Source organism: Chitinophaga solisilvae (genome assembly GCF_009928525.1).
Taxonomy (GTDB): Bacteria; Bacteroidota; Bacteroidia; order Chitinophagales; family Chitinophagaceae; genus Chitinophaga; species Chitinophaga solisilvae.
The window spans coordinates 167,805-193,274 of record NZ_JAABOK010000009.1 but is presented as its reverse complement, the minus strand read 5'-3'; the positions used below and the strand labels follow the sequence as shown (position 1 = coordinate 193,274).

Genomic DNA, 25,470 nt, shown 5'->3' with positions numbered 1-25,470 from the left:
GATATAAGAAAGTAGCCCGGGAATAACCCCGGGCTACTGCTATATCACGACTAAGGCAAGCGTGTGATTAGTACAGCGTGAATTCTACACGTCTGTTCTGCTGGCGGCCTGCAGCTGTTTTGTTAGATGCAATCGGCTGCGTAGATCCGTAACCGGTAGCCTCAATTCTGGACGCATTGGCGCCTTTGGAAACGAGGTAGGAACGGATAGCTTCAGCGCGCTCTTTTGACAGGCGCATGTTAGTGGCGGCAGAACCGGTGTTATCGGTATGACCGGCCAGTTTCAGGCTGAAGTTTTTCTCTACCAGCAGCGAAGCTACTTTGTCCAGGCTGGCGTAGGAAGTAGGTCTGATGGTAGCTTTACCCAGGTCAAACTCCAGGTTGTCGATCGCATCTTTCACTACTTTCTTATCAGCTTCTGTTACGATGATTTTTTCTTTCACAATCTGCGGAACAGGCAGCGGGCAACCAGCGCCATCTACTTTTGTACCGGCAGGTGTGTTAGGGCATTTATCCAGGTAGTCCGGAACGCCGTCACCATCAGTATCCTGCTTCATATCAGTAATTTCCTGTTTCAGTGCATTGATAGCAGACTGGTTACGGGAATCACTTTCTGCGATGGTGTTGTTCAGCGCAGCATTTTTATCCCATAAATCCATTGCCAGCTGAGCAGCAGGATTTACTACCGCCAGTTGCGGTTTCTTTTTATTGCCGATGGCAAATTCAACGCCGAGGCGGGCAGTAGAGAATTTATCCTTGTTACCGCCGCTTACGCCGTCAAATACCTGGCTGTTCACGAAGTTAACGTTGTAGGCCAGATCAATGTTTACGCCACGCGCTACATTGAATTTAGCACCTACGCCAACCGGAATGTACATGGCTCTGTGTGTATGACTTCCATCGGAATTCAAAACTTTGGTTTCTGTACCATCTGCTGCAGTTACCGTAGGTTTGAAGCCCATGGCACCCGCACCGGCAGATACATAAGGAATAATGTAGCTCTGCTTGTTCAGCCAGTTGATGCTACCCAGGCTGAATACACCGCTTACGGATGCAGCCCAGTCAATATCAGTGCTGAAAGAGTTGATACCGCCGGTAGTTACCGCGTTACCACGTATATCTGTCAAAGCCTGAGATGCTTTGGTAGCGCCTTTTACCTGACCTCTCATGAAGTCAGCCTGCAGACCGAAGTTATGCAGTATCTGCTTCTTGATGTAACCACCATATACAAAACCGACATTCTTAAAATCAAAATTATTGAAATAGTAAGGACCTCCGAACGGACCAAAAGCAGCAGAACCACCGCCCCACGCTCCTACTGACCATGTACGGTAATCTTTCACACCATGAAAAGGGGTAACACGGTCAACTTTGTGTGTGCTATCCTGTGCGAATGCTGTTCCGGTTAATGCCAGGGCAGATGAAGCCAGTATGAGAGACTTCCCAAATTTCGTAAACGTACTCATAAAAAAAATGAATCGGGTTAAATAATAATCAATTTTACACTATACAATCAATAGTTGTTGAACATAACAATCGGTACCTTAGTTAGAACATGGGGCACTTTGCAAAGGTTGTGCCAACATAGGCCAAACGGACATTAGAATACAATTAAAACCCAACCATTAAACATTCGGAATCCTTACTGACAAAGGAAAAGAAGAATTTAAAATTATCCCCTCCAAATATGTTGATATGTGGTTATTTTTTTATTTGAGATTTGCTTTTATGCATAGTTTTCCCTTGATTTTCCCCGCAGGCACCAGGCAGAGATACAAATCTCAAATAATCAAATAACCAAATCTCAAATATTTTCTTTAGACTGCCACCATACTACGGCTGCTGCACCGAGCAACAGTACACTCCCCCATACTACATGGTGTTCGCCGGCATGCAGGATTACAAAGCCGCCGATGGTAGAACCTATGGTGACCGCTAGGTTGCCGCAGGAGGTGAATATACTGTTTACAAATTCCATCGACTCGGGTGCGGCAGCAGTAACATTCACATTACTGATGAGAAAGCCGCCGGTATGAATAAACCCCCATATCATTACCATCACGACCATTGGCAGGAAAGAATACCCTGCCGCATATACGAATATATGTGCAACGGCCAGCAGGATGATAAAGCCGATGGTGGTTGTACGGATATTGCGGCTGAGCATCTTTCCTGCCAGCCAGTTGCCGCCTACACCGGCCAGACCGAACAACATCAGCATTAAGCTGACCTGTGCGCCGTTCATTCCCGTTACTTTGCCCAGATAGGCAGCCAGGTAACCATAGGAGGCATACATCGCGGAGATCATCAGGCAGGCCAACGCCAGCTGCTGCCACAGGCGGGGATTCCGGAGTATACGCAATTCCTGCCTGCCGGAGGGCCTTGCAGCCGCCGGCATAGCTGGCAGCCAGCATAACAACGCTATACAGGCAACGGTATTAAAGATGGCGCATAAGACAAAAGATGCCTGCCAGTTGAATATATCCGCCATCCAGGTGGCTAAGGGCACTCCCAGCACACTGGCAATGGTAAACCCGCCGAATACCAGCCCCGCCGCCGCGGGCGACTCTTCCGGCGGTACTGCCGCTGCTGCCGTTGCCAGGGCTACAGACCAGTACACCGGATGCATAAATGCGGGTAAGATCCGCGCCAGCAGCAATAACGGGAAACTGTCCGCTATCACAGAAAGCACATTTGATACGGCAAACACCGCCAATACCAGCACCATCGCCCATTTGCGGTTCATTCGTGAAAACAGCAGTGACATAAAAGGCGCAAACAATGCAATAATCAATGCAAATGAACTCAATAACCATCCGGCTCTATCAATCGTAATGTTAAACGCCGCCGCAATCTGCGGTAAAATACCAATCACCCCAAACTCAGTAGTAGCAAGGCCAAATATCCCGAATGCCAGCACATAAAGGACTCTTTTCATGTTTGTCTTTTTTTGCGCAAATTTGTGGGCTGATCCGTACAGAAAGAATATATACACTTTTATGTGTGATACTTCCCTTTAGGTGAGTATCGCCACCAGTAAACACTTGAGACATGCCCGAATTTTTCTTTGACCACAAATTGTACTACACACCCATTGAATTTGCCCTGGAGCATATAGGCGGCACCTGGAAAATGCCTATCCTCTGGCGTTTACAACAAAAAACACTGAGATACGGGGAACTGAAGAAAGATATACCACACATTACCCATAAAATGCTGGCCTCGCAGCTGCGGGAACTGGAAGAGAAAGGAATGATTACCAGGGAAGCCTTTGCTGTAGTACCCCCAAGAGTAGAATACACCATTACCGACAAAGGCAGAAAAGCCATTCCGGTAATCGAAACAATTATGAAATACGGATATGAGATGATGAAGGAAGCGGGGATTGAATACCCCAAGAGATAATTGCGAATTACGAATTGCGAATTACGAATGAGGAGCGAAGATATAAGCGGATACTAAAGTGTTGTTCGCTTATATCTTCGCTCCTCATTCGTAATTCGCAATTCGTAATTCGTAATTATTACCCTCTACAGCTTCACCCAAACAATATACGCCCTCTTCTCCCTTCCTTTGCGTTCAATCATCATAGTGGCAAAAGAGCGGCCATCGTCCTGTCTGGAGATCATTTCCATCTGGCTGAAACGGGATTCGTTACCCTGGGGTTCTCCGTACAGATAGGTTTTGGAGATGTCTTTCCCATCGTATATGGCACAGATAGTATTTGTTTTACCGGCAAAGTTGACTTTCTTTTTGGAACGGTAATTTTCGTTATCATTTTCTTTGTTGATGGCGTAATCATTATAGATGATATAATCTTTCTGGTTGGCCCGGAAGAAGTCATAGGAGTAGAAACCGGAGAGGTTATTACCGGTGATACCTTTTCCGCGGAAGTTCCAGTTGGATTGATTACGCTTGTTCAGATCGAAAATGTCCAGTGCTACACGGGCTTCCTGTGCCTTGGCGATAGCGTAGCCGCCGGTTTCTTTACCTGCGGGCGAAAGCTGTGAGATGCCGATTTCACCCAGGCGGGTAGTTACCGTAGTGCTGGTGCTGCTGGCGCCGCTGCCGCTGGTGGAGGTATAGGTATGTACAATCACATCCATCTCTTCCATCAGCAATTGCACGGAGCCGTCGGCATTCAGGTTGAAATCCTGAATAACGCCCTGGTATTTTTTCTTGTATTTCAGATGCTCCTGTGCGTATTTATCGAGCATAGGATGCTTTACAAAATAATGGCGCTTTAATGCCAGTGTCTGCGGATTCACTACGTTCATCATCAGTGCCAGTTTGATGGAATTATCCCTGCTCATGATGGCTTCTGCGCCGGGTGATTTGGGATAAACGGTCGTCAGCAGGTAGATGTTGCTGTCTGCCGGATTGAACTTCAGGGCAGCATTTCTCAGCTTCAGGTCATCTGTATGATCCAGCAGGGCACTTTTAAAGGTATTGCTGCCGGCTGGCAGAATACCAATGGCAAACCGGGAATCTTTTCCGCCGGAAGCGCGGGTATTATAGGCGAAAGCAGCCAGGAATACAGATTTGCTTCCATTCACATGCATATCGGCCAGGTTGATGTATTTATAGTTCCCTGCAGGCGTATCAAAATAACCGTCGTTGATGATTTTATGATCAGGGCCGAAATGTATTACCCGGAGGCGTTCACCGGTTTCATGGGCGCGGCTGTTCAGCATGGTCACTGCATAGTAATCGGACAGGGGATCTTTCTTCACGGAGAAGTCAGGCATCTTCATCCCACCAAATGCAATAGCATAGCCCTGACCAAAACTGATACGCGGCAAATCGCCTATCAGCTTTTCCTCCACCAGCTTACCGGTTTTGCCGTCAAACAAAAAGCGGTACAGGCAAGGCTTGCGGTGTACATATTGCTGCAGGAAAACCACCGCCTGGCCATTCATTTCGAAGAAACCTTCCAGCTTTGCGGCTCCCATTTTCTTGTTCTTCCAGGAAGACACACGGGAGTTAATCAGCGGAAGCGCCTGGTGGGCAGGCGTATACACGGTGACATTAATACCTTTTTTCCTGGTAAAAGTGAAAAACAATGTATTCCCGTTTTTCATCAGCAACAGGCGGCTGGCGCCGTTTTCCGGCTCATCGAACGGTGTACTCCGTTCTACGGCTGGCTTTTCATTGGCAGGAGATTGCGCTGCAGCGCTCATTATCGTCAGCGCACTCAGACAGGCTAACAGTAATTTCTTTGGCATAGGTATAAACAGTTATAATCTAAAGGCCGCGAAAATAGCGCATTTTAGGACGCATGGTATGCGGAAAAGAAGAATATAACAATATGAACATCGTAACAAGACAAGATGGTTGATTAAAAACTAAAACAGCCACGGAGCATTAAGCTGCCCTCCCTCCCCAACCGTTAATTACTGTCAAATAGTGTTAAATAGTTTTAACCATCTTTCCGCAACAGGCTTTTAACATTTTCCCTGAACGCAATACCGGTGGATATTTCAAACCGGCAGTCCGCATTATTATGCCGTTGCCCCCTCTCCTGCCGGCTGCCGGCACATTAAACTCTTTCTGCCGGTCGCTATCCAATGTTCAAACGTAATATGCTGACGGCAACTGCCGGCACATACGATGCGAACTGAATTATTATTAAACTTCAAAAAAATGACGACGATGAAACATTTTCTTGTAGCAGGCATGCTCGCAGCAGCACTTATTTCCGTAAAAACCTATGCACAGGAACAGCCGCAACAGCAGCGTCCTAAACACGACCGTGAAGGATTCTTCAAAAAAATTGATACTGACGGCGACGGAAAACTCAGCAAGGCAGAGGTAGATACCGCCGCAGATAAGGATGGCAAAGGATTTACCAGGTTAAAGGAGAAGTTCGGTGCGATTGACAGCAACAAAGACGGCTTTATTGATAAAGAAGAACTGAAAGCATTCAGAAAGAGCCAGGGCCCTCGTTCCAAAGAGGGTAGCAGCAAATAATTTATGAAGAGTGCCCGGAACAGGACAGCCGGCCAGCAATGGCGGCTGTCCTGTTTTATTTTATGCCTGTCCCCTTTTCTGCCACATGATCGTCATTGTATAAAACGATCATGCAAAAAGACAAAATCATTTACTGGATAGCTACGCTGGCTATTGCAGCTATTTCTGCCGGCGGCGGCCTCGGACTGATCACCTCTCCCTTTATGATCAGTACCCTGGACCAGATGGGCTATCCGGCATATTTCAGAATAGAGCTGGCCATCTGCAAGATCATCGGGGGGATAGTGCTGCTCGTGCCCGTAGCTGTTACCATCAAGGAATGGGCGTATGCCGGACTGGCCATCAATATTATCTCTGCCATTATTGCCTTTGCCGCCATCGGAGCCGGAGCGTCCTCCTATGGCTGGCCGGTGGTAGCGCTGGGGTTACTGGGCGTTTCCTATGTTTATCTGCACAGATGGAAGCCCGGAAATGCCAGGTAGTCAAAAAAAGAAGGGAGCTGTCAGGCTCCCTTCCTAAAACAAAACAACTATGACTGTTCTCCGCTGCTACTTGCTGAATTTTTTCTCAAAGTCTGCAGCTGCTTTATTGATTTTCCCGCCGGTAGTTTCCAGGGAATGGTTAATCTTCTCCAGGGTTGCCAGGATACCTGCCTGCACCGTACTATCTCCCTCTTTCTCTTTGGCACGCAGCCCTATCAGTGATTTATAATCTTCTTCCACTACTTTTTTATAATCTTTCAATCCATCTGCCACAGAGGATTTCAGCCCTTCGTCATCTTTTATGGCTTCCATTTTATCTACTTCGCTGATAGATTTCCCCAGCTGTTCACTCCAGGTTTTACGCACGGTTTCCGCTTTGGTAAAATCCTGTGCAGACATGGCGGTGTTCATCGCATTCATATTCTTCTCATTCTCGTTGATGATGGTCATCAGCTTATTGTTATACTCCACAGGGCTGGGTGCTGATCCACAGCTGGCAAAAAACAGTGCGGCTCCCAATAATGCGAAAACGGGTTTTACTTTTTTCATTTTTTCAGGTTTTTATGATTGACAGCACAAAAGTAGCAGCAGATGTACCTGTACGATATCCCTGAAATCAGCCATTTTTAATCCCGCTACTGTAGTAAATTTGCAGCTGATTCAAAAAACATGCGCCTGTTCTATCGTATCATATGCACCTTACTATTGCTGTCTGCTGCCACCGGCAGCCAGGCACAGTGGCTGGCCGACTCGCTGCGGAACATCATTTCACAGCAGCAGCTTTCGCTGGAAAAACGTATTGACGCCACAGACAGGCTGGGTCAGGTGGTATTTTTCAATAAAGGCTGGAAAGAAGGCCTGCAGATACTCCGTAGCTCCCTGGCCATGGCCGCGCCGATGAAAGACGGGCAATACCGCGCGCATACCTATGGCATGATGGCAGCCTCCTACTATATCACCGGCGATACAGAAGCAGCCTCCCGCTGCCTGGACAGCGCCCGTTATTATATCCGCCGCTCCCGCAGCGGTCTGATGAAAGGCTATGTACTGTACATGCAGGGCTGGCTGGAAAGCCGCGGGCATAAGGAAACAGAAGCTATTCATACCCTGCAGCAGGCATTGGATATACTGGAAAAAGAACCGGACGGACTGAAATATATGCAATCCGTTTATTCAGAACTGGCAGGCGTTTATTTCAGGTGGTACGACCTGGTCAATGTAGAAAAATACACCCGCCTCTCCCTGGATGCTGCCAATAAAATCAGAACGCTGGATAAACTGATCAGCGCCAACCAGGAACGCGGCTCGTATTTCGTGAACGTATACCGCCATGATACCACCCGTAAAGCAGCGCTGGACTCAGGGCTGGCCTATATGCGCTACTCTCTTCACATTGCCCGCAGCAACCGGCAGCGGCTCATTACTCCCAGCGATATTCCTTTCTCGGCCATCGGCATCGCCTCTGTTTTTGCGGAGAACCTGCCTGCAACAGCCGCCAGCAAAGACAGTATCGATTATTACAATCATATTGCACTGGAAGAAGGCAGGCAAACCAGGCAGTACGTCGTAGAAGCAGGCGTATACAACTCCCTGGCCAGTACAGCCTTTAACCGCGGAGATTATGATGAGGCCATCGCCTACCTGCACAACGCCATCACCACCAGTCTGCAGGATCCGCTGTACGATAAATTCAATCTTTCCCAATCCTACCTGGGGCTGGCCGAGGCTTATGAAAACAAGCGGGACACCGCCATGGCGCTGTTTAACTACAAACAGTACATGGATACCTACCGGGAGCTGTTCGATGTGGAGAAAATGAATAAGGCCAAAGACCTGGAAGCCCGGTACGAAATGGCCCGCAAGGAAAAAGCATTACTCGAAGTAAGGTTACTGGCCACACAACGTAACCGCGAACTGATACAGGCCAGATACCTTTCCGGGCAGAAAGACAAAGCCCTGCTGGAAGCCCGCTATGCCGCCATCGTCAAGGACAACGCGCTGCTCGACGCTAAATATGCCGCCGAGTTGCAACAGAAGGCCCTTACCAGCGCCAACTTCAGGACAACACAGCGGGAGCAGGAATTAAAAGCTATGGGAGAAAGATTTTCCTACAACAGGAAACTGAATAAGATTTATTCCGCACTCACCATTGCCTTGTTTCTTGCAGCCGCCTTTTTATACTACGCCTTCCAGCAACGCTCCAGAGCACTGCGGCAGAAGCAGCAGCTGCATGAACTGGAGCTGGACAAAATCAACCAGGCCCACCGCATGACGGTATTATCCGCCATGCTGGAAGGTCAGGAGCAGGAACGCACACGGCTGGCGCGGGACCTGCACGACGGGCTGGGCGGCCTGCTCTCCGGCGTGAAAATAGAATTATCTGCCATCCATACGCCGGAAACAACAACGCCCCAACAAGCAGTTGTCAGCAAAACATTGCATCACCTGGACAGCGCCGTGGACGAACTGCGCAGGATAGCCCGGAGCATGATGCCGGAGGTATTGCTGACCTATGGCCTCGGTGAGGCTACAAAAGAATATTGCAGCGGCCTGAGAAAATCGGGTATCCCCGTGTCCTGCCAGGTGTACCACTACCGCAATGATATGAGTCATACCCGCCAGGTGACCCTGTACCGCATTATGCAGGAGCTGCTGAACAATGCCGTGAAACATGCCGCCGCCACACAGATACTGGTGCAGCTGCAGCAGCGGGACGACCGTATCTTCCTCGTAGTGGAAGATGATGGCAGGGGATTTGACACAGCGCAGCTGCAGGCGCTGAAAGGCGCAGGACTGGCCAATATACAGTCCCGCGTAGATATGCTGCAGGGAACACTGGAAGTGGAATCCGCCGCCGGCACCGGCTCCACCTTTACTATTGAATGTGCTGTAAACTGATGAGATATGATAAAAGTATTACTGATAGATGATCATCCGATTGTGATGGAAGGATTGAAAAACCTGCTTTCCCGTCAGGAAGATTTTTCCGTGGCCGGCTGCTGCGCCACCGGTGCGGAAGGGCTGAAAGCCATTACCACTCTGAATCCGGACGTAGTATTGCTGGACATCAACCTGCCCGACATTAAAGGAATAGATATCTGCCGCCAGGTGCGCAAGCACAATACGGATGTATGCATCATTGCGCTGAGCGTACACAACGAACGGCCTGTGATAAAAAATGTACTCAGCAGCGGCGCCAACGGATATGTGCTGAAGAACTCCGTGGGCGAGGAAATTATTACCGCCATCAATGCCGCACTGAAAGGAAATACTTACCTGTGCCGTGCAGCACGCGACATCATGAGCCAGATACAGGAAGGAGAACTAACGGAAATGCCGAGGATCACCCGCAGGGAGAAAGAGATCATGGCCCTCATCAGTAAAGGGCTTACTACCGCGCAGGTAGCAGAACAACTCTTTATCAGCCCGCATACGGTAGAAAGTCACCGCAAAAACCTGATCGAAAAATTTGATGTAAGTACGATGACCGCTGTCATTAAACTGGCCACACAATACGGACTGATATAGACTTCCGGTAAAATTAGCTGTTTTCAGGGATAACGCTGCCCCCCTTCCGGTCGTAGCTTTGTGAAACAAATTTTAACAATCTAAACGAAAACAGCATGGACAAAAAAACACTGGCTATCGTCTCCTACATCACCATCATCGGATGGCTCATCGCCTATTTTCAGTATAAGGACAAAGAGCGTGATCCCTTTGTAATCTATCACCTGAAACAGTCGCTGGGCATAGCTATCATAAGCATCATCCTGGGTGTTGCCATCAACCTGGTAGTGAGCATGGTACCTGCGCTGTCGGTGGTAGTATATGCCAACATCGCTATTCTCGTGTTGTGGGTACTGGGTATCCTGAATGCCCTGAACGGCCTGAAAAAACCTGTACCGGTAGTAGGTCCCCTGTTCGAAAACAAGTTTGCATTCCTGAATGTAAATGCTTAATCCCCGTTATTATTCTTTAAACACTATTATATGCAGAAGTTAGGTTCATTCCTGGTAATTATTGGCCTTTTATCCATTGTTGCCGGTTTCTTCAACTATGTTCCCAAAATACTGATATGGATTTACAAGTGGGGCGACGGTGCTGCCTGGGGCATAAAAATCGGGTTGATAGTTGTGGGAGCGCTATGCTATATGCTCAGCGCCAAAACAGAGAAAAACTAAGCTACAGGTACATTTACAGCAATATACCCTGATTATAAATATCCCTTTATCTGACCCCGGATATATAGCGGCTGTCTCCTGCGGGGCAGCCGCTTTCATTATTGTAACAACGGCGTAGCAGCAACAGGTTCCTTTTCTTCTATAAAACGTGCGCCCCACGCTTCCATTGTTGCAATAACAGGTAACAGTGAATGCCCTTTTTCTGTCAGATAATATTCTACCCGCGGCGGCATTTCTGCATAGATCACCTTCCGTACAATCCCGCTCTGTTCCAGCTCGTTGAGCTGCTGATTCAGCACGCGCCTCGATGCTCCGGGGCTGCACCGCTGCAGTTCTCCCGGCCGCCGGATACCTTTGGAAATATTGTATATCAGGCAAGGCTTCCACTTACCGCCAATGGTTTCCATAATCACCACCATGCCACAACTCATTTCGAGGGGAATTTTTCTTTCATACATCTTCCTCATCATTTGCAGCAAAATTACAACAATGTTACCTGTAAGTACCTATGGGGGGAAATTATCGCATAGGGATAAAGTGGTACGTACTTGTTAAATATCCCTGTTCCCTTCAACTTTGCAGCAGCAAAACAACATCCTGTCGCTGCCGGCAACTACAGACAGACCAACACCTATAAAAATTACAAATATGAAGAAGCTGACATCATTCCTGTACGCAGGTATTGTGACTATATCAACATTTTTACACGCCGGAGCACAGGATAAAATGCCCCGTCCGCTGCCACAACCGGGATATTACCGCATGACGCTGGGCGATTTCGAAATCACCGCCCTTTCCGACGGCACCATCCCCCTGCAGGTAGATAAGCTGCTGCTCAACACACATCCGGGACAGATAGACGCTGCCCTATCCAGTTATTTCCAGACGCAGCCGGTAGAAACTTCTGTCAACGCCTACCTGATCAGAACCGGTAATCACCTCTATATGGTGGATGCCGGTACCGCAGAACTGCTCGGCCCTACGCTGGGACATCTGTCTGCCAGCATCAGAGCTGCCGGCTACACGCCGGAACAGGTTGAAGCCATCCTGATTACGCATATCCACACCGATCATACCGGCGGCCTGATGGAAGGCGACCGTATGGTATTTCCGAACGCCACCCTGTACATCAGCCGTAAAGAAGCCGGTTTCTGGCTGAGCAAAGAGGCCATGGAACAGGCGCCCGCCAGCCGGAAAAAATATTTTACAGAGGCCCTCACCAAAGTGGGGCCTTATGTAAAAGCCGGTAAAGTAAAACTCTTCGATTACAACGGAGAGCTGTTTCCCGGTATAACGCCGGTACCTACGCCCGGACATACACCAGGACATACCTTCTATGCCATCGCTAGTAAAGGACAGAAAATAATGTTCTGGGGAGATATTATCCATGTAGGACCCGTTCAGTTTGCAGATCCTGGCGTCACCATTGAATTTGATATAGATCCCAAAGCTGCCGCAGCAGCACGGATAAAGGCATTCCGGGAAGCCGTACGCGACGGTTACTGGATCGCCGCAGACCACCTCTCCTTCCCTGGCATAGGCCACCTCCGCGAAGAAAACGGAAAATTCCGGTGGATACCAATCAACTATAGTAACTCCGGCAACGGACAGTAAATTTTATTATTTTATTATTTGATTATTTGAGATTTGATGGGGATTTATAGATTTTGTAATGCTTGATTTAGCAATTACAAAATCTATAAATCCCCATCAAATCTCAAATAATCAAATAACCAAATAATAAAATTTATTTAACTTAACATACTATTGAACCTGTCAGAACGACCCTTTTACCTCAGGAGTATCGCTTAAAACAGAAATTAACCCATGATGCGTAATTCCAGTAACCACCTCAGTATCCTCATTGTAGATGATGAAACAGAAGCCTGCCGCAACCTTAAAAACCTACTGCTCACCTTCGTGGATCCTTGTCTGCATATCGATATGGCTCATAACACACAGGAAGCCGGCCAGCTGATAGACAGCCTGCGGCCTGACGCCGTTTTCCTAGATATAGACATGCCGGGGGAGAATGCCTTTTCATTCCTGGAGCGTATACCCATCCCCGATTTTGAAATCGTTTTTGTGACTGCCTACGACGAGTATGCTATCAGGGCCTTCCGGCTGAACGCAATTGATTATCTGCTTAAACCTGTCAACATACAGGAGCTGACGGATGCCGTCAAAAAGCTGCGTGAACGCGTATCCTATAAACAACTGCCTGATAAAAACCGCCAGCAGTACAGCGAACTGGCGAAGCAGGCCACACCCGGCGCACGGCAGCACCAGATCATCCTGAAAGATAAGAACCGCTGGGAAGTGGTTGATTTCAGAGATATCCTGTATGTGGAAGCGCAGACCAGCTACTCCAGAATTTATTTCCTGAAACGCGGTGCAGCAGAACACATCATGATGAGTCATTCTATCGCCACCTATGAAGAACTGCTGCCGGCCGCATTATTCTACCGCATTCATAAATCTTACCTGGTCAACTGCCTGCACCTGAAACAGATCGAAATTGCAGACGCCCCCATGGTGGTCATACATGAATCGTTCCGGCTTCCCATTGGTCGCAGAAGATATACCGGTTTCAGATCTTTTCTGCAGATGAACTCATTTGCTGATGAATAAATATCTGTACATGATCCCGGCCATATGTTGCCTGGCTTTCCTGCCCGCTACCACAGCGGCCAGGGAGCTGCCTTTCCTGCACTATACCCGCGACAACGGACTGCCCGGCAATATTGTATACAGCATTTACCGGGATCATAAGGGACTGCTGTGGTTTGCCACCGACAGAGGAGTAACCCGCTACAATGGCATTCACTTTGAAACGTTCACCACACATGATGGCCTGCCGGATAACGAGATATTTATCATTCGCGAAGATGCCGACAACCGGTGCTGGTTCATGTCTTTTACCGGTGCATTATCCTATTACCGGGATGGTGTTTTTTACAATACCGGCAATTCTCCTTTCCTTCGCCGGCTATCGCGCAGCTATATCAACGGAGCTATGCAGCTGGAACAGGACAGCAGCTTTTCTATCTACCCGTATGATAACAATTACCTGTTAAACATCCGGGGAGAGCACTACCTGAAAGTTCCACTGCAGCAGATCAATGCGCGGATGCACGTGCGCAAACGCATTGTTGCCAGCCGTAAATTATCCGCCATCGTTTTTGAAATCATCTGCGACCGGCAACGTTTTCGTATAGACGTTAACGGGAATATTCTGTCGGAAGAACCCCTGCCATTTTCCGGCCACTACAACCCGATCATGTGCGGGCAGGAAAATCATTACCTCACTGCCGACGCCATCTACAATACTACAGGCCAGGTTACACAACGCTTCCCGAAAGGAACTTATCCGCTGCAGAGCGCCAGGTGTTACCTGTCTGACGGAAAGAACCTGCTTGTCGGCACCGAAGACGGCCTGGTGATTAATCACACCAGACGCCTGCTCACCGGGAAAAAGATCACCGCTATTACAACAGACGCTGCCGGCAATTACTGGATAAGTACATTACTGAACGGCGTGTATTGCCTCAACCAGGACCTGCAATACACGCAAGTGGACAGGAACTGTTTCAGCGGCGTAGCCAGGTTTGCATTTACAGACAAAGGAGTCTTGTTTTTTGTAACAGACAACAACAACTTCTATCGCAGCAGCAAGGGGCGTACGGCGCTGCTCCTGGACTACCGCGCCCTCCGCGGGCACTCAGCCAGGTACCGGTCCGAACCCGGCTTCTTCCTGGATGATTCGCTGGTATTTAACAGCCTGTATGGCCATGACCATCTGCTTATCAGCCGGCTGCATACATCCGTGCCCGTTATACAGCAACGTTACATTCCCACCGAGAAAACGGCGAAGCCCCATGCCAGCCCTATGTTGTCTGCCGATGGGATTAAATTCATTAGCGCCACACCCGGCTGGATTTATTTCGTATATACCGGTTCCAGAATATTCCGGATAGACCGCGCACACTCTGCGCGTACGGGCGTTTCCGAGTTAACATCTCTGCCGCTGAATCCCTCCGGGAAACGTATCTACGCTATGGCAAAAGATGCCGCGCAGCAACTGTGGTATACTACCATAGACAGCATGTTTAAAATTACCGGCGCCAGCGCCGTAAACCTGCCACAGTTCAATAATATGGCGTTCAAGCGGTTTTATATTTATGATTCCTGCCTGATCGGCTGGACGCATCAGAATAAGCTGCTCATCTGCCATGACATCTACGGAAAAGTAAAAACCGATAGTGTTACCGGACATAATACCATCTGGAACCGGGCTTACAGACTGAATCGCAGCCGGGTGCTGTTAAAGACCAGCAATCAGTACCGCATGATAACGTTGCTTCCATCCGGCTACCGGATACATACAGTGGAGCATCCTTTTATACCGGAGGAAGCGGATTATGTGAGTGCAGACAGCAGCACCTGTTACTTTCTCCGTAACGGCCATATCACCAGTATCCCCCTGCAGCAATTGCTGATCCATACTGTACCTCCCGTGCCTGTTTTCATGCAGGTAAAAGTGCAGGACAGCGTATACGCCATGCATTCGGGGCATATACATATTCCTTACCATGCGCGCAGGAATATAACAGTATCGTTTACCGCTCCCGGCTTCGGACATAAGCAGCTGGCCTATGAATACAGCGTATCCGGACAGCACAACGACAACTGGCAGGAGCTGAACGAAGAAAAGATCAACCTGCTGGCGCCGGCTTACGGCGTCTATACGATAAAAGTGAGAAGCAAGAGTTTGTCCGGCGAGAGAAGCGCTCCTGCCATGCTGCAGTTCACGATCACGCCACCCTTCTGGGCCAGCTGGTGGTTTATGCTGGCCGCCGTACTCAGCGCCCTGCTGTTGCTGTATCTGTCTGTCCGCTATCTTATAAAATATTTTCTGCGCAAGCGGGAGCAGGTGCATATTACAGAAATGAAATTTCTGCAATCCGAGTTTAAAGTGCTGAATGCGCTGATGAATCCGCATTTTATTTTTAACAGCCTGAATAATATACAGGGGCTGATTAACGATGACAACAAGCGGACCGCCAATGAATACCTGCGTATCTTCGCCGATCTGGTGCGGCAGAATATGCTGAATATCTCTCAGGAGCGCATCACGTTACAGAAAGAAATGGATCTGGTGACCAATTACCTGCGGCTGGAAAAGCTGCGGTTTAAAGACAGCTTCAATTATAGTATTGAGATGGATGAAAATGTAGATCCTGATTTTATACGCATCCCTCCCCTGCTGATTCAGCCACTCGTAGAAAACAGTATCCGTCATGGTCTGCTGCCACGGCCACACCCGGATAACCTGGTGCATATCCGGATATATGAAGAAGATGATCTGCTACTGATAGAAGTCAGGGATAATGGTATCGGCATTGGCAAATCCCTTGAACAGCGGCCTGCAGCTGCAACCTCCTTTGCCCTGGGCAATATGGAAAAGCGGCTGGCGAAATTAAAAACATTACATCAGCAACATATTACCTTTCATATCCGGGAATTACCTGAACAAGCCGGCACGATAGCAGTCATCCGCATTTACCTCGATCCGCCGGAAGCTGGCAGCTGATGCCATTGCTGAAGGAAAGACTACCGTTGCTGAATTTTTTTTGATAACCGGCATCGATTCAGGTAGGTTCATCCTAAAATTCTCTCTGTGGAATTTGTCTTTTTACAAAAATTTCCTCCCACATGAAAATGAAAATGTTACACCTGAAAAGATTCCCTGTTGCCCTGCTGCTGGCAGCAGCAGCCATGCTGAGTATTCACGGCGTTGCCGGCAACGGCGGCCACCGTCATGCCACCAAAACCGTGCAACCTCCCCTGGAGACCTACTACCTGCTTAAATGGAGACCGCTGCCACCGATGATAGACCTTACCTTCGCCGAAAGCAGCTGGCTGGCCAATGAGATACCTGTAGCCTATGCCAATCCCGGCTTAACAGCCCTGACATCGCCGGCCACCTACAGAGGATGGCTCGCCTTTCCTTCCGCCGCCTGCAGAACTGAATTCCTGAACAAAAGAGTACATCCTACCGGCACCGCAACGTATACCTACAGCAGGTATTATGAGTTAGACGGAGCTTATAACTCTACTACGACCAGCGGGAATATATTGGTGATTGCGTGCAACATACTGGAATAGATAATTGCGAATTACGAATTGCGAATTACGAATGAGGAGCGAAGATCTGAGCGGATAATGAACTTCTTCGCTTATATCTTCGCTTTTCATTCGTAATTCGTAATTCGTAATTCGCAATTATTTATATCTGCTCCAGCCATCGCGCAATAATCTACTGATTCCAGCAATACAGCGGGAAAGATCTCCTTTTCAAACAGGTAGGCATATCGCAGCCGGCCCCATACCGGAGATATGATCTCCTCTTTTCGCCTTGGCTGTCTGAAGACGATGAATTTCAATGAACCATAGTCCGCGGGAGGAATATAGCTGATCATTCTTTCTACATCATTTACAGTACAGGCATGGCTTAACGGCAAACGTGCTTCTTCAGTTATGAAAGTGAAAGTGTGTCCATTGATTACCTTATCGGTCTTTTCATAGCTGCCCAGCCGCTCACAAAAACTCCTTTCATCCGCAAGAAGGCTGGGAATAGTGAGTTTATTATTTCTGCCATACCCTTGCTGCGGGGTTCCTATATTTCGATTACGTCTGACGGGATTTCGCATACTTATTCAGATCATTAAAAATACAGAACTTTCGCTCATCGTCATTTCCCCAAATCTATATCCATCTGCTATTCTCTTCCTTTTTCCCGATCACATAAATATTTTTCCCGATCAGAGAACCATATTCACCTGATACTTTCCAACTTGCGCGTCATATCTGAATAAATCAAACTTATCATGGTACGGATAATGATGCAACTGGTAACCCTGCTGATGCTGCTGGTTACTACCGCTACTGCCCAGCAGGCTGCCACCGGGGCAATTAAAGGAACTATTACCACCAGCGATGGAGAGCCGGGTGCGTTCGTCAGCATACAGATAAAAGAAACCAACCGTGGAACAGTGGCCAATGAGAAGGGAGAATATGTTTTCCGTAAAGTAGCTCCCGGCAGCTATACCTTACAGATGTCGCTGATGGGGCATGAGGCCGTAGAACAACAGGTGACCGTAACAGCAGGCAGCACGGCAGTGGTGAATATCAGGTTGCAGTTGTCCAACACCCAGCTGAGCGAGGTGAAGGTGCAGGGAGTACAGAACCGTATGAAGAAGGAAAGCGATTACGTAGCCCGCCTGCCCATCAAAAACCTGGAGAATCCGCAGGTATATAATGTGGTGAGCAAAGAGCTGATGAAAGAGCAGGTGATTACCACCGTAGATGATGCCCTGAAAAATGCACCTGGTGTAAACAGGCTCTGGTCGTCTACCGGCAGGCCGGGAGACGGGGCCGGCTATTTCTCCATGCGTGGCTTCAGTATACAGCCATCTATGGTCAATGGTATTGCAGGTATCTCCAACGGTAATATGGACCCTGCCAATATTGAGCGGATTGAAACCATTAAAGGGCCTTCCGGCACCTTGTTTGGCAGCAGCCTGATCTCTTTCGGCGGCCTGATTAATATCGTCACCAAAAGGCCCTACGACGTTTTTGGCGGAGAGCTCTCTTACACCGGTGGTACCTTCGGACTGAATCGTCTTACCGCGGATATTAACACCCCGCTTACAAAAGACAAGTCTGTATTACTGCGCACCAACGCTGCCTATCACTATGAAGGCAGCTTCCAGGATGCCGGTTTCAAAAGATCCTTCTTTGTAGCGCCCAGTCTTTCCTACAAAGTGAACGACCGGTTGTCTTTCCTCGTGAATACAGAAATCTATAACGGAGAAAGCACCAACACCCTAATGGTATTCCTGAACCGGGCACGCCCGCTGATCGCGAAAACGCCGGCAGAACTGGGCATAGACTTCAACCGCTCCTTTACCAGTAATGACCTCACCTATAAAACACCTACTGTAAATGTGATGGGACAGGCCAACTACAAGCTCTCTGACAAATGGACCTCACAGACGACAGTATCCCGCAGCAACCGCAGCAGCCGCGGATATTACTCCTATGTGATGTTCCTGGATGCAGGCAGTACACCTTACCTGGCACCGAACGATTCCATCCTGAGCCGCTTTGCCTATCACCAGCAATCTACCAGCATTACCACAGATGTACAGCAGAATTTCACCGGCGATTTTAAGATCGGCTCCCTGCGCAACAGAGTGGTTGCCGGTATCGACTTCCTGAGCATCAAAACGGATAACAACAATTCACCTTATCTGCTGTTCGACTCCCTCAGCGCGGTCAACACCAGGGATCCCCGCTACATACAACTGAACAGGCAATCTGTAGATGCAAAACTGGCTGCATCAAAAGGCGCTCCCATCTGGAATACCAATACCAGCTATACCTACAGCGCCTACGTATCCGATGTGCTGAATGTAACTGACTGGCTGATAGCCATGGCCAGCATCCGGGTAGATCATTTTGATACCAAAGGCACGCAGGATTTTGTGAAAGGGACCACCACCGGTACTTACAGTCAGACATCGGTATCTCCCAAGTTCGGCCTGATCTTCCAGCCACTGAAAGACAGATTGAGCCTGTTTGCCAATTATATGAACGGATTCCGGAACCTGCCGCCGGCAGCACCTACTGCTCCGGAGCTGACCATCACCATCAAACCGCAGCAGGCCAACCAGATAGAAGGTGGTGTGAAATATGAGTCTGCCAACCGCAAACTGAACCTGACGGCCAGCTATTACAATATCCTGGTAACAAACATGGTACGTACAGCTTCCGCTACCATCAACGGCACCCCATACAACTACAGCATCCAGGATGGCTCCCAGCGCAGTAAGGGCGTAGAAGTAGACCTGAGCGCCAACCCGCTGCCCGGCCTGAATATTATCGCCGGCTATGGTTACAATGACAGCAAAATGGAGCAGTCTGATAAATTTGTGCTGGGAAGAAGACCCACCACCGCAGGACCGGCCCACCTGGCCAACGCCTGGATCAGCTATACTATACCCAGCGGCCCTGCCAACGGACTCGGCGCAGGTTTAGGCGGTAACTATGCCAGCGAAAACATCATCACCAACGATCTCAGAACAGGTCAGTTCATACTGCCTGCCTACACTATACTCAATGCCAGCATTTTCTATAATGCCAAAGCCTACCGCCTGGCCTTAAAACTGGACAACCTCACGAATAAAGAATACTTCGGCGGATGGACTACTGTGGAAAAACAAATGCCAAGACGGTTGTCTGCCAATGTAAGTTTTAGGTTTTAATTACGAATTACGAATTGCGAATTACGAATGTAGAAGCGAAGATTAAACCGAAGATGAAAAGAGATATGTAATAGTTATCTCCTTAAATCTTCGGTTTAATCTTCGCTTCTACATTCGTAATTCGCAATTCGTAATTCGTAATTTCCTTAACACGCCCTGCAACTCAGCACCACACAATACGTTACACATAGTGTTCTGACAGAGGGACAAATAGAAGAGATACAAATTACTACTGCGCTGGGACAGGCGCCCTCTGTTAACGCGCCTCCCTGGAGGGCCATTTGCTGGGATGGTGATAAGGCGGATACCTTAATTTTTTTCAGGGACAGTTTTTTGACAGGTTGCTTTTTCATAACGCTGTAATTTATGGTGAAGGTAGGATAAGCTGCTGTAAGGCCGTAGCAGGAAAGCAGCGCCTGATCAGTACCTGCGGGCAGATTCAGCTGATGCTGCAAAGCAAGACAGGGACGTTGCCGGGGGCGGATTTTTAACGCAGGTGTAATATAACAAAAGTATGCCGCCGCAAAATGTAAAAGGGTGTCTCAGTAATCTGAGACACCCTTTTACATTTTGCGGCTGATGGCCTATTTATTTATAAGCCGGATTCTGTTCCAGGCGGCTGATATCAATTTCACGCTGCGGGATAGGTAATATATTACGGCCGTTACCGGAAGCCATGTTTATTGGTTTCCAATGTTCGGCGGCAGTTCTTACCAGTGTTTTCTTACGTCTGATGATATCGAAGAAACGGAAGCCTTCGCCATACAGCTCTTTTCTGCGTTCGTTTTCGATTTCTGTTTTCAGCGCGTCTCCGGTGTTGGTAGATTTTACCGCATCGGAGATAGCTCTTTTCTGCACTTCGAACAGGGCAGTCTGTGCCGCATCAGCGTTATTCAGTTCTGATTCCGCTTCCGCTTCGATCAGGTACATTTCAGCAGAGCGGATCAGCGGCATATCCAGATCGAGGGTGCTTCTGTAGTAGAATTTGTTCATCAGGTAACCATCTCCGGTGAGCACTACATCATCACGTTGCAATGCATCGCCATCGCCGGTATTCACCTTATCCAGGTTCACATAGAACTGTTTTTTGCGGATATCACTATCACTGAAAAGTGCGAAGAGTGATTTGGAGGCACGGAAAGTACTGTAACCAATATCATAAGGTTCCTGGAAGGAGGCCAGCATCAGGAAGGAGGTATTATCATCAGTACGGTAGTCCAGGCCCCATATCCATTCCGGTGTTTTATCCACAAAGCCTTTCAGCAGGGTAGCGCCCGCATCCAGCGGAAAGCCTGTACGTGCTTTTTTGGCGTAGCTGCTGGCTTCTGTCCAGTTTCCCATATCCAGGTACAGACGCGCCTGCAGCGCGTATACCGCGTTGATGGTAATACGGAAGGAGTTGCTGCGCTTTTTGGACAGGTTCTGTTCTGCAAATTTCAGGTCTTCGAGCATGAAAGCGTAGATATCTTTCACAGAAGAGCGCTGTGGCGTAGGATCTTCTGCCTTCAGCGGTTTGTCTACCTTAGGAATGCCCAGATCATTAGGATTTACGGCATACGGCTGTGCATACAGGCGTATCAGCTGGTGATTGGCCCATGCCCTTAATACCCTGGCTTCAGCGAGATAGTCGGCCTTCACATCTTCTGCAATCGGTGATTTAGGCAGGTTGTTAATGGCCTGGTTACAGCTGGAGATCATCTCAAATGCTCTCTTCCAGAAAACAAAGGAGAGCGCACCGGTTCCGCCATTGGCTACTTCTGTAAACTGGTATTCAGTAACAAAACGGTTATAGTTACCAGAGCTTTTTATCAGCTGGTCGCCTCCTTTCACATCAGTTACCAGGAAGATGTGGTTGGTAAACTGGCTGGGCTGCATCAGGTCATACAAGCCGATCATAGCGGCATTTACGCGTGATGGCGAAGTGAAAGCGTCACCGGACTCAATCGACGTTGCAGGTAAAGTGTCGAGATAAGATTTCTTACAGCCGGAGATCGCGAGCCCCGCAGCCAGTATATATGTGATATATAAGTTCTTCTTCATTATTTGACTTTTTTACGTGGTTTATAATCCAATGTTAATACCTACTGTAAATGTTTTTACGTTAGGGATATCATTGCCATAGAAACCGTCTATCTCAATTTCAGGGTCCATGCCTTTATGTTTAGCCCATGTGAACAGGTTCTCAGCAGCTACGTAAATTCTGGCGCGCTGGATGTGCGCTTTGTTCAGCAGCGTTTTAGGCAGGCTGTAACCCAGGTTCACCGTTTTCAGACGCATATAGGAACCATCAAACAGGAAGCGGGAAGAAGTACTGGAACCCAGGTCCCCGTTGTTTTCTACAAAGCGTGGTACATCGGTGATGTCTCCTGGTTTCTTCCATGCGCCGGCTGCTACATCACTCGCGATATTGGTGCCTTTGTTGGCGCCATCGTTGGAGATCGCCTGCAGATAGGAATCATATACCTTGTTGCCGTAGTTGAAGAACAGCATCGCACTCAGGTCAAATCCCTTGTAAGTAGCTCTCAGGTTGAAACCACCATAGAATTTAGGCAGGGAGCTGCCCATTTTGTAGCGGCTTGCCTGTGTATATTGCTTGGTGGTGATACGTTTGCCGGTGAGGTTACCGTTGGCATCCGTTTCATTCCTGTACCACTGTGGTTTACCATCCTGCGGATCCACACCGGCGTATTCCGGAATGAAGAACTCATAACGGTTACCACCTACCTGCCAGAGTTTACTGCCGGTTGGTGCGATGATGGAATCAGCGCCGCTCAGATAGATGATTTTGTTTCTGTTGGTAGTAATGTTAGCGCCCAGGTCGAGGGTGAAATCATTATTACGCACCACGTTCGCATCCACTGCTACCTCAAAGCCGGTGTTGTTCAGCTTGGCGAGGTTGGTTTTTACAGATTCAAAACCTGTTGTCATGGAAAGCGGCTTGTCAAACAGTAATCCTTCAGAACCACGGCGGTAGTAGCCTGCTTCCACACGGATTCTGTCGATGAAATAAGCCTCAATACCCACATCTGTAGTGATGGCGCGCTCCCAGCGGAGAGCGGGGTTACCCAGCTGTGTATATTTCGTACCTGCCTGACCGTTATAGTTGGCGCCTGCATCATACAGGTCCAGACGATCGTAACGGCCAATATTATCACTACCACTCAGACCATGGCTGCCTTTGATTTTCAGCTCTTTCAGCCAGCCGGCGGTACTGCTCATGAAGTTCTCACGGGAGATCAGCCAGGCGCCGCCTACGGACCAGAAAGTACCATATCTGTTCTGGTCGCCGAAGATGGAAGATCCGTCTGTACGGAGACTTGCAGATAAAATATATTTGCTGTCAAAGTCGTAGTTAACACGGGAGAAGTAAGAATTGAATTTCTTCTCGGTACGGTCTGATGAAGGGTTGGTGGCAGTAGAACCTGCGCCCAGTTCAGTGATACCTTCAAACGGGAAACCGGTAGAACCTGCAGTCAGGTTAGTATAAACATATTTATACGCTTCCTGGCCTAACAGCACGTTTACATGGTGCCTGTCGTAACGGTTGTCGAATGACAAGGTATTAACAATGGTAGTTCTGGTATCTCTCGGTGCATATTTATTGCTGCGGCCACTTACTGCTTTACCATCGCCGTTCAGCGGGTTGTAGTAGCGGCTTTCGCGCAGGTCCACTACATCAGCGCCTACCTGTGATTTAAAGGTGAAATATTTCAGGAAATACACTTCGCCGTAAGCAGAGAGGATTGCTCTCAGCGTTTTAACGTTGTGGATATTCAATTTGCTCAAACCTACGGGGTTATAATCTTTCATAACCGGGTTGATATAGTTGTAGGCCAGCCCTTTTCCTGATGGGTCCGGAACCGGATTACCATTAGCATCGCGCTGGTACAGGGAATACACCGGAGCGATCCTGTCAGCAAAGAAGATAGGGTTAGCAGAACCTGTAGAACCCGGAGGGGTATTCTGATCTGTAGAAGAGAAAGTGGAGAATACGCCAAACTTCAGGTAGTCTGTCACTTTCGTTTCCAGATTCAGTTTAGTATTATAACGTTTGAAGTCAGATGCCAGCGTCACACCTTTCTGATCAAAATAACCGGCAGAGAAATAATAGGTGGTTTTATCCGTACCGCCGGAAACACTGATACCATAATCCTGGGTAACACCGGTGCGGGTTACGGCGTTTCTCCAGTCGGTATCATAGTATTGAACTGTTCCGGCATTCAGCCTGCCATCAGCGCCATAAGGATTGGCGTTGTTGAACGGATTGGCCTGCAGCGCACCGATAGTGAGTGTGTTGGCCTGTGTAGCCGCATCAGCCGGTGAAGCTCCGCCAGCTATTTTCTGGTTATAGTAGGAATCCCACCAGTATTTGAAATAGTCCTGTGCATTGAGGAAGTCGTGTCTCTTTACCGCGATATCGGACCAACCGCCGCTACCGGTTACATTCACACTCATTCTGCCGATTTTACCTTTTTTAGTAGTAATGAGGACTACGCCATTGGCAGCACGGGAGCCGTACAATGCAGCAGCAGAAGCATCTTTCAGCACGGTGATGGTTTCTATATCTTTAGGATCAAGGGTAGCCAGTACATCAGCTGTAGTAGTTGCCTGTGTAAAATCGCCGGTAGCTACGGCAATACCATCTACCACATACAGCGGTGCGCTGTTGGCATTAGCGTTACTGCTGGTACCAAAGCCGCCTACACCGCGGATGCGGATGGTGGTGGCGCCACCGGGCTGGCCGGACACGCTTTGTACGGTTACACCGGGTACATTACCCTGTAAGGCTTTTTCGAATGAGGTAACTGGTCTTTCTGCCAGCACTTCTGCTTTTACGACAGAAGCAGATCCGGTAAACGTTGCTCTTTTCTGCGTACCGTAGGCAACTACCAGTACTTCATCCAGTACCTTGTCATTGGGTTTCAGCGCAATCCGGAGGTCAGAACCTGCGCCCAGTGTTACTTCCTGGTCTTCGTAACCTACAAATGAAAAACGGAGTACATTATTTTGTCCCTTCACGAGCAAGGTGAATGCACCTGAGACATTGGTAACGGTTCCGGTTTTCTCGCCTTTAACCTGTATTGTTACACCAGGCAGAGGATTACCAAATTTTGCGTCTGTTACCGAACCGGTAATAGTTCTGTTTTGAGCCTGCAATCCGGTTATTACCGAACACACCAGCATCAATAGAAGTAGAACTCTCTTCATTGTTATGGATTTTGGTTTAGATAAATGATCTCCTGTCTCATCCGGGGAGATGAGTCACGGTATTTGCTCTGAGCTGTACTTAGATTTAGATTACGATACTATTGTTCTCTTTAAGCAATTAAATCTGGTTTCTTTAGTGATTCGAATTGTTCGCTTTAAGTGATTTGAATTCTGGCTTCTCTGTGTGATTTGAATCTGGCAAGGATAAAAAATACTTCTCCGCTGTTCTTATTCTGAACAGTAAGCAAAAACCAGTTACAGTACTTTTAAATTCCAGCCGTTGGAATACTTTTAAATAATG

The 25,470-nt window shown here is 48.3% G+C and carries 21 protein-coding genes; 12 read left to right on the top strand and 9 right to left on the bottom strand.

The features are described from left to right. Positions 1-67 precede the first annotated feature (67 nt). Both GWG06_RS19860 and GWG06_RS19855 read right to left on the bottom strand, forming a co-directional pair. Positions 68-1,465 (bottom strand): OmpA family protein, encoded by a 1,398-nt coding sequence (locus tag GWG06_RS19860; protein WP_127043574.1) that lies wholly within the window; start codon positions 1,463-1,465, stop codon positions 68-70. A 338-nt stretch (positions 1,466-1,803) separates the two neighbouring features. Next, positions 1,804-2,937 (bottom strand): MFS transporter, encoded by a 1,134-nt coding sequence (locus tag GWG06_RS19855; RefSeq protein WP_160715413.1) that lies wholly within the window; start codon positions 2,935-2,937, stop codon positions 1,804-1,806. A 113-nt stretch (positions 2,938-3,050) separates the two neighbouring features. Here GWG06_RS19855 and GWG06_RS19850 point away from each other — a divergent pair, with 113 nt between their 5' ends. After that, positions 3,051-3,404, top strand: a complete 354-nt coding sequence (locus GWG06_RS19850) for a winged helix-turn-helix transcriptional regulator (RefSeq protein WP_127043576.1) — start codon at positions 3,051-3,053, stop codon at positions 3,402-3,404. Positions 3,405-3,529: 125 nt separating this feature from the next. Here GWG06_RS19850 and GWG06_RS19845 read toward each other — a convergent pair whose 3' ends face one another. Then, positions 3,530-5,224 carry a hypothetical protein gene (locus GWG06_RS19845; protein WP_160715411.1) on the bottom strand — a complete coding sequence of 565 codons (1,695 nt, stop codon included), beginning with the start codon at positions 5,222-5,224 and terminating at the stop codon, positions 3,530-3,532. Positions 5,225-5,651: 427 nt separating this feature from the next. Between GWG06_RS19845 and GWG06_RS19840 the strand changes: the two genes are divergently transcribed. Continuing rightward, positions 5,652-5,969 carry an EF-hand domain-containing protein gene (locus tag GWG06_RS19840; RefSeq protein ID WP_158631631.1) on the top strand — a complete coding sequence of 106 codons (318 nt, stop codon included), beginning with the start codon at positions 5,652-5,654 and terminating at the stop codon, positions 5,967-5,969. A gap of 110 nt (positions 5,970-6,079) precedes the next feature. Then, complete coding sequence (locus tag GWG06_RS19835) at positions 6,080-6,451, top strand: DoxX family protein (RefSeq protein WP_160715409.1); 372 nt, start codon at positions 6,080-6,082, stop codon at positions 6,449-6,451. A 66-nt stretch (positions 6,452-6,517) separates the two neighbouring features. On the opposite strand, the gene GWG06_RS19830 is transcribed toward GWG06_RS19835, so the two are convergent. Next, complete coding sequence (locus tag GWG06_RS19830; protein WP_160715407.1) at positions 6,518-7,000, bottom strand: LIC11966 family surface protein; 483 nt, start codon at positions 6,998-7,000, stop codon at positions 6,518-6,520. Positions 7,001-7,120: 120 nt separating this feature from the next. On the opposite strand from GWG06_RS19830, the gene GWG06_RS19825 reads away from it, so the two are divergent. The 4 genes from GWG06_RS19825 (at position 7,121) to GWG06_RS19810 (ending at position 10,632) form a co-directional block, all read left to right on the top strand. After that, positions 7,121-9,349: an ATP-binding protein gene (locus GWG06_RS19825; RefSeq protein WP_160715405.1), complete on the top strand. Its 2,229-nt coding sequence runs from the start codon at positions 7,121-7,123 to the stop codon at positions 9,347-9,349. 6 nt (positions 9,350-9,355) lie between these two features. Then, the gene (locus tag GWG06_RS19820) at positions 9,356-9,979 is read left to right on the top strand and encodes a response regulator (protein WP_127043582.1); all 624 of its coding nucleotides are present in this window, start codon (positions 9,356-9,358) and stop codon (positions 9,977-9,979) included. 95 nt (positions 9,980-10,074) lie between these two features. Then, positions 10,075-10,410 carry a DUF4870 domain-containing protein gene (locus GWG06_RS19815; protein WP_127043583.1) on the top strand — a complete coding sequence of 112 codons (336 nt, stop codon included), beginning with the start codon at positions 10,075-10,077 and terminating at the stop codon, positions 10,408-10,410. A gap of 30 nt (positions 10,411-10,440) precedes the next feature. Beyond that, positions 10,441-10,632, top strand: coding sequence for a hypothetical protein (locus tag GWG06_RS19810; RefSeq protein ID WP_127043584.1), 192 nt, complete (start codon positions 10,441-10,443; stop codon positions 10,630-10,632). A gap of 98 nt (positions 10,633-10,730) precedes the next feature. On the opposite strand, the gene GWG06_RS19805 is transcribed toward GWG06_RS19810, so the two are convergent. Beyond that, the gene (locus GWG06_RS19805; protein ID WP_235938434.1) at positions 10,731-11,102 is read right to left on the bottom strand and encodes a winged helix-turn-helix transcriptional regulator; all 372 of its coding nucleotides are present in this window, start codon (positions 11,100-11,102) and stop codon (positions 10,731-10,733) included. A gap of 178 nt (positions 11,103-11,280) precedes the next feature. On the opposite strand from GWG06_RS19805, the gene GWG06_RS19800 reads away from it, so the two are divergent. The 4 genes from GWG06_RS19800 (at position 11,281) to GWG06_RS19785 (ending at position 16,800) form a co-directional block, all read left to right on the top strand. Next, on the top strand, positions 11,281-12,246 hold the full coding sequence (locus GWG06_RS19800) for an MBL fold metallo-hydrolase (protein ID WP_160715403.1): 966 nt from the start codon (positions 11,281-11,283) through the stop codon (positions 12,244-12,246). 213 nt (positions 12,247-12,459) lie between these two features. After that, positions 12,460-13,263: a LytR/AlgR family response regulator transcription factor gene (locus GWG06_RS19795; RefSeq protein ID WP_160715401.1), complete on the top strand. Its 804-nt coding sequence runs from the start codon at positions 12,460-12,462 to the stop codon at positions 13,261-13,263. After that, a complete protein-coding gene (locus tag GWG06_RS19790; protein ID WP_160715399.1) occupies positions 13,256-16,225 on the top strand; it encodes a sensor histidine kinase in 2,970 nt (989 codons plus the stop codon). The genes GWG06_RS19795 and GWG06_RS19790 overlap by 8 nt, the downstream gene beginning before the upstream one ends. Before the next feature lie 122 nt (positions 16,226-16,347). Beyond that, positions 16,348-16,800 (top strand): hypothetical protein, encoded by a 453-nt coding sequence (locus tag GWG06_RS19785; protein ID WP_160715397.1) that lies wholly within the window; start codon positions 16,348-16,350, stop codon positions 16,798-16,800. A gap of 86 nt (positions 16,801-16,886) precedes the next feature. On the opposite strand, the gene GWG06_RS19780 is transcribed toward GWG06_RS19785, so the two are convergent. Continuing rightward, entirely contained in the window at positions 16,887-17,345 is a 459-nt protein-coding gene (locus GWG06_RS19780) for a hypothetical protein (RefSeq protein ID WP_160715395.1), read from the bottom strand. Between the two features lie 177 nt (positions 17,346-17,522). Between GWG06_RS19780 and GWG06_RS19775 the strand changes: the two genes are divergently transcribed. Continuing rightward, positions 17,523-19,961: a TonB-dependent receptor gene (locus GWG06_RS19775; RefSeq protein ID WP_235938432.1), complete on the top strand. Its 2,439-nt coding sequence runs from the start codon at positions 17,523-17,525 to the stop codon at positions 19,959-19,961. Positions 19,962-20,107: 146 nt separating this feature from the next. On the opposite strand, the gene GWG06_RS19770 is transcribed toward GWG06_RS19775, so the two are convergent. The 3 genes from GWG06_RS19770 to GWG06_RS19760 all read right to left on the bottom strand — a co-directional run bounded on the left by GWG06_RS19770 (position 20,108) and on the right by GWG06_RS19760 (position 25,169). Then, positions 20,108-20,314, bottom strand: coding sequence for a class I lanthipeptide (locus tag GWG06_RS19770; protein WP_127038200.1), 207 nt, complete (start codon positions 20,312-20,314; stop codon positions 20,108-20,110). A gap of 235 nt (positions 20,315-20,549) precedes the next feature. After that, positions 20,550-22,001, bottom strand: coding sequence for a RagB/SusD family nutrient uptake outer membrane protein (locus GWG06_RS19765; RefSeq protein ID WP_160715393.1), 1,452 nt, complete (start codon positions 21,999-22,001; stop codon positions 20,550-20,552). A gap of 21 nt (positions 22,002-22,022) precedes the next feature. Continuing rightward, on the bottom strand, positions 22,023-25,169 hold the full coding sequence (locus GWG06_RS19760) for a SusC/RagA family TonB-linked outer membrane protein (RefSeq protein WP_160715391.1): 3,147 nt from the start codon (positions 25,167-25,169) through the stop codon (positions 22,023-22,025). Positions 25,170-25,470: the final 301 nt, after the last annotated feature.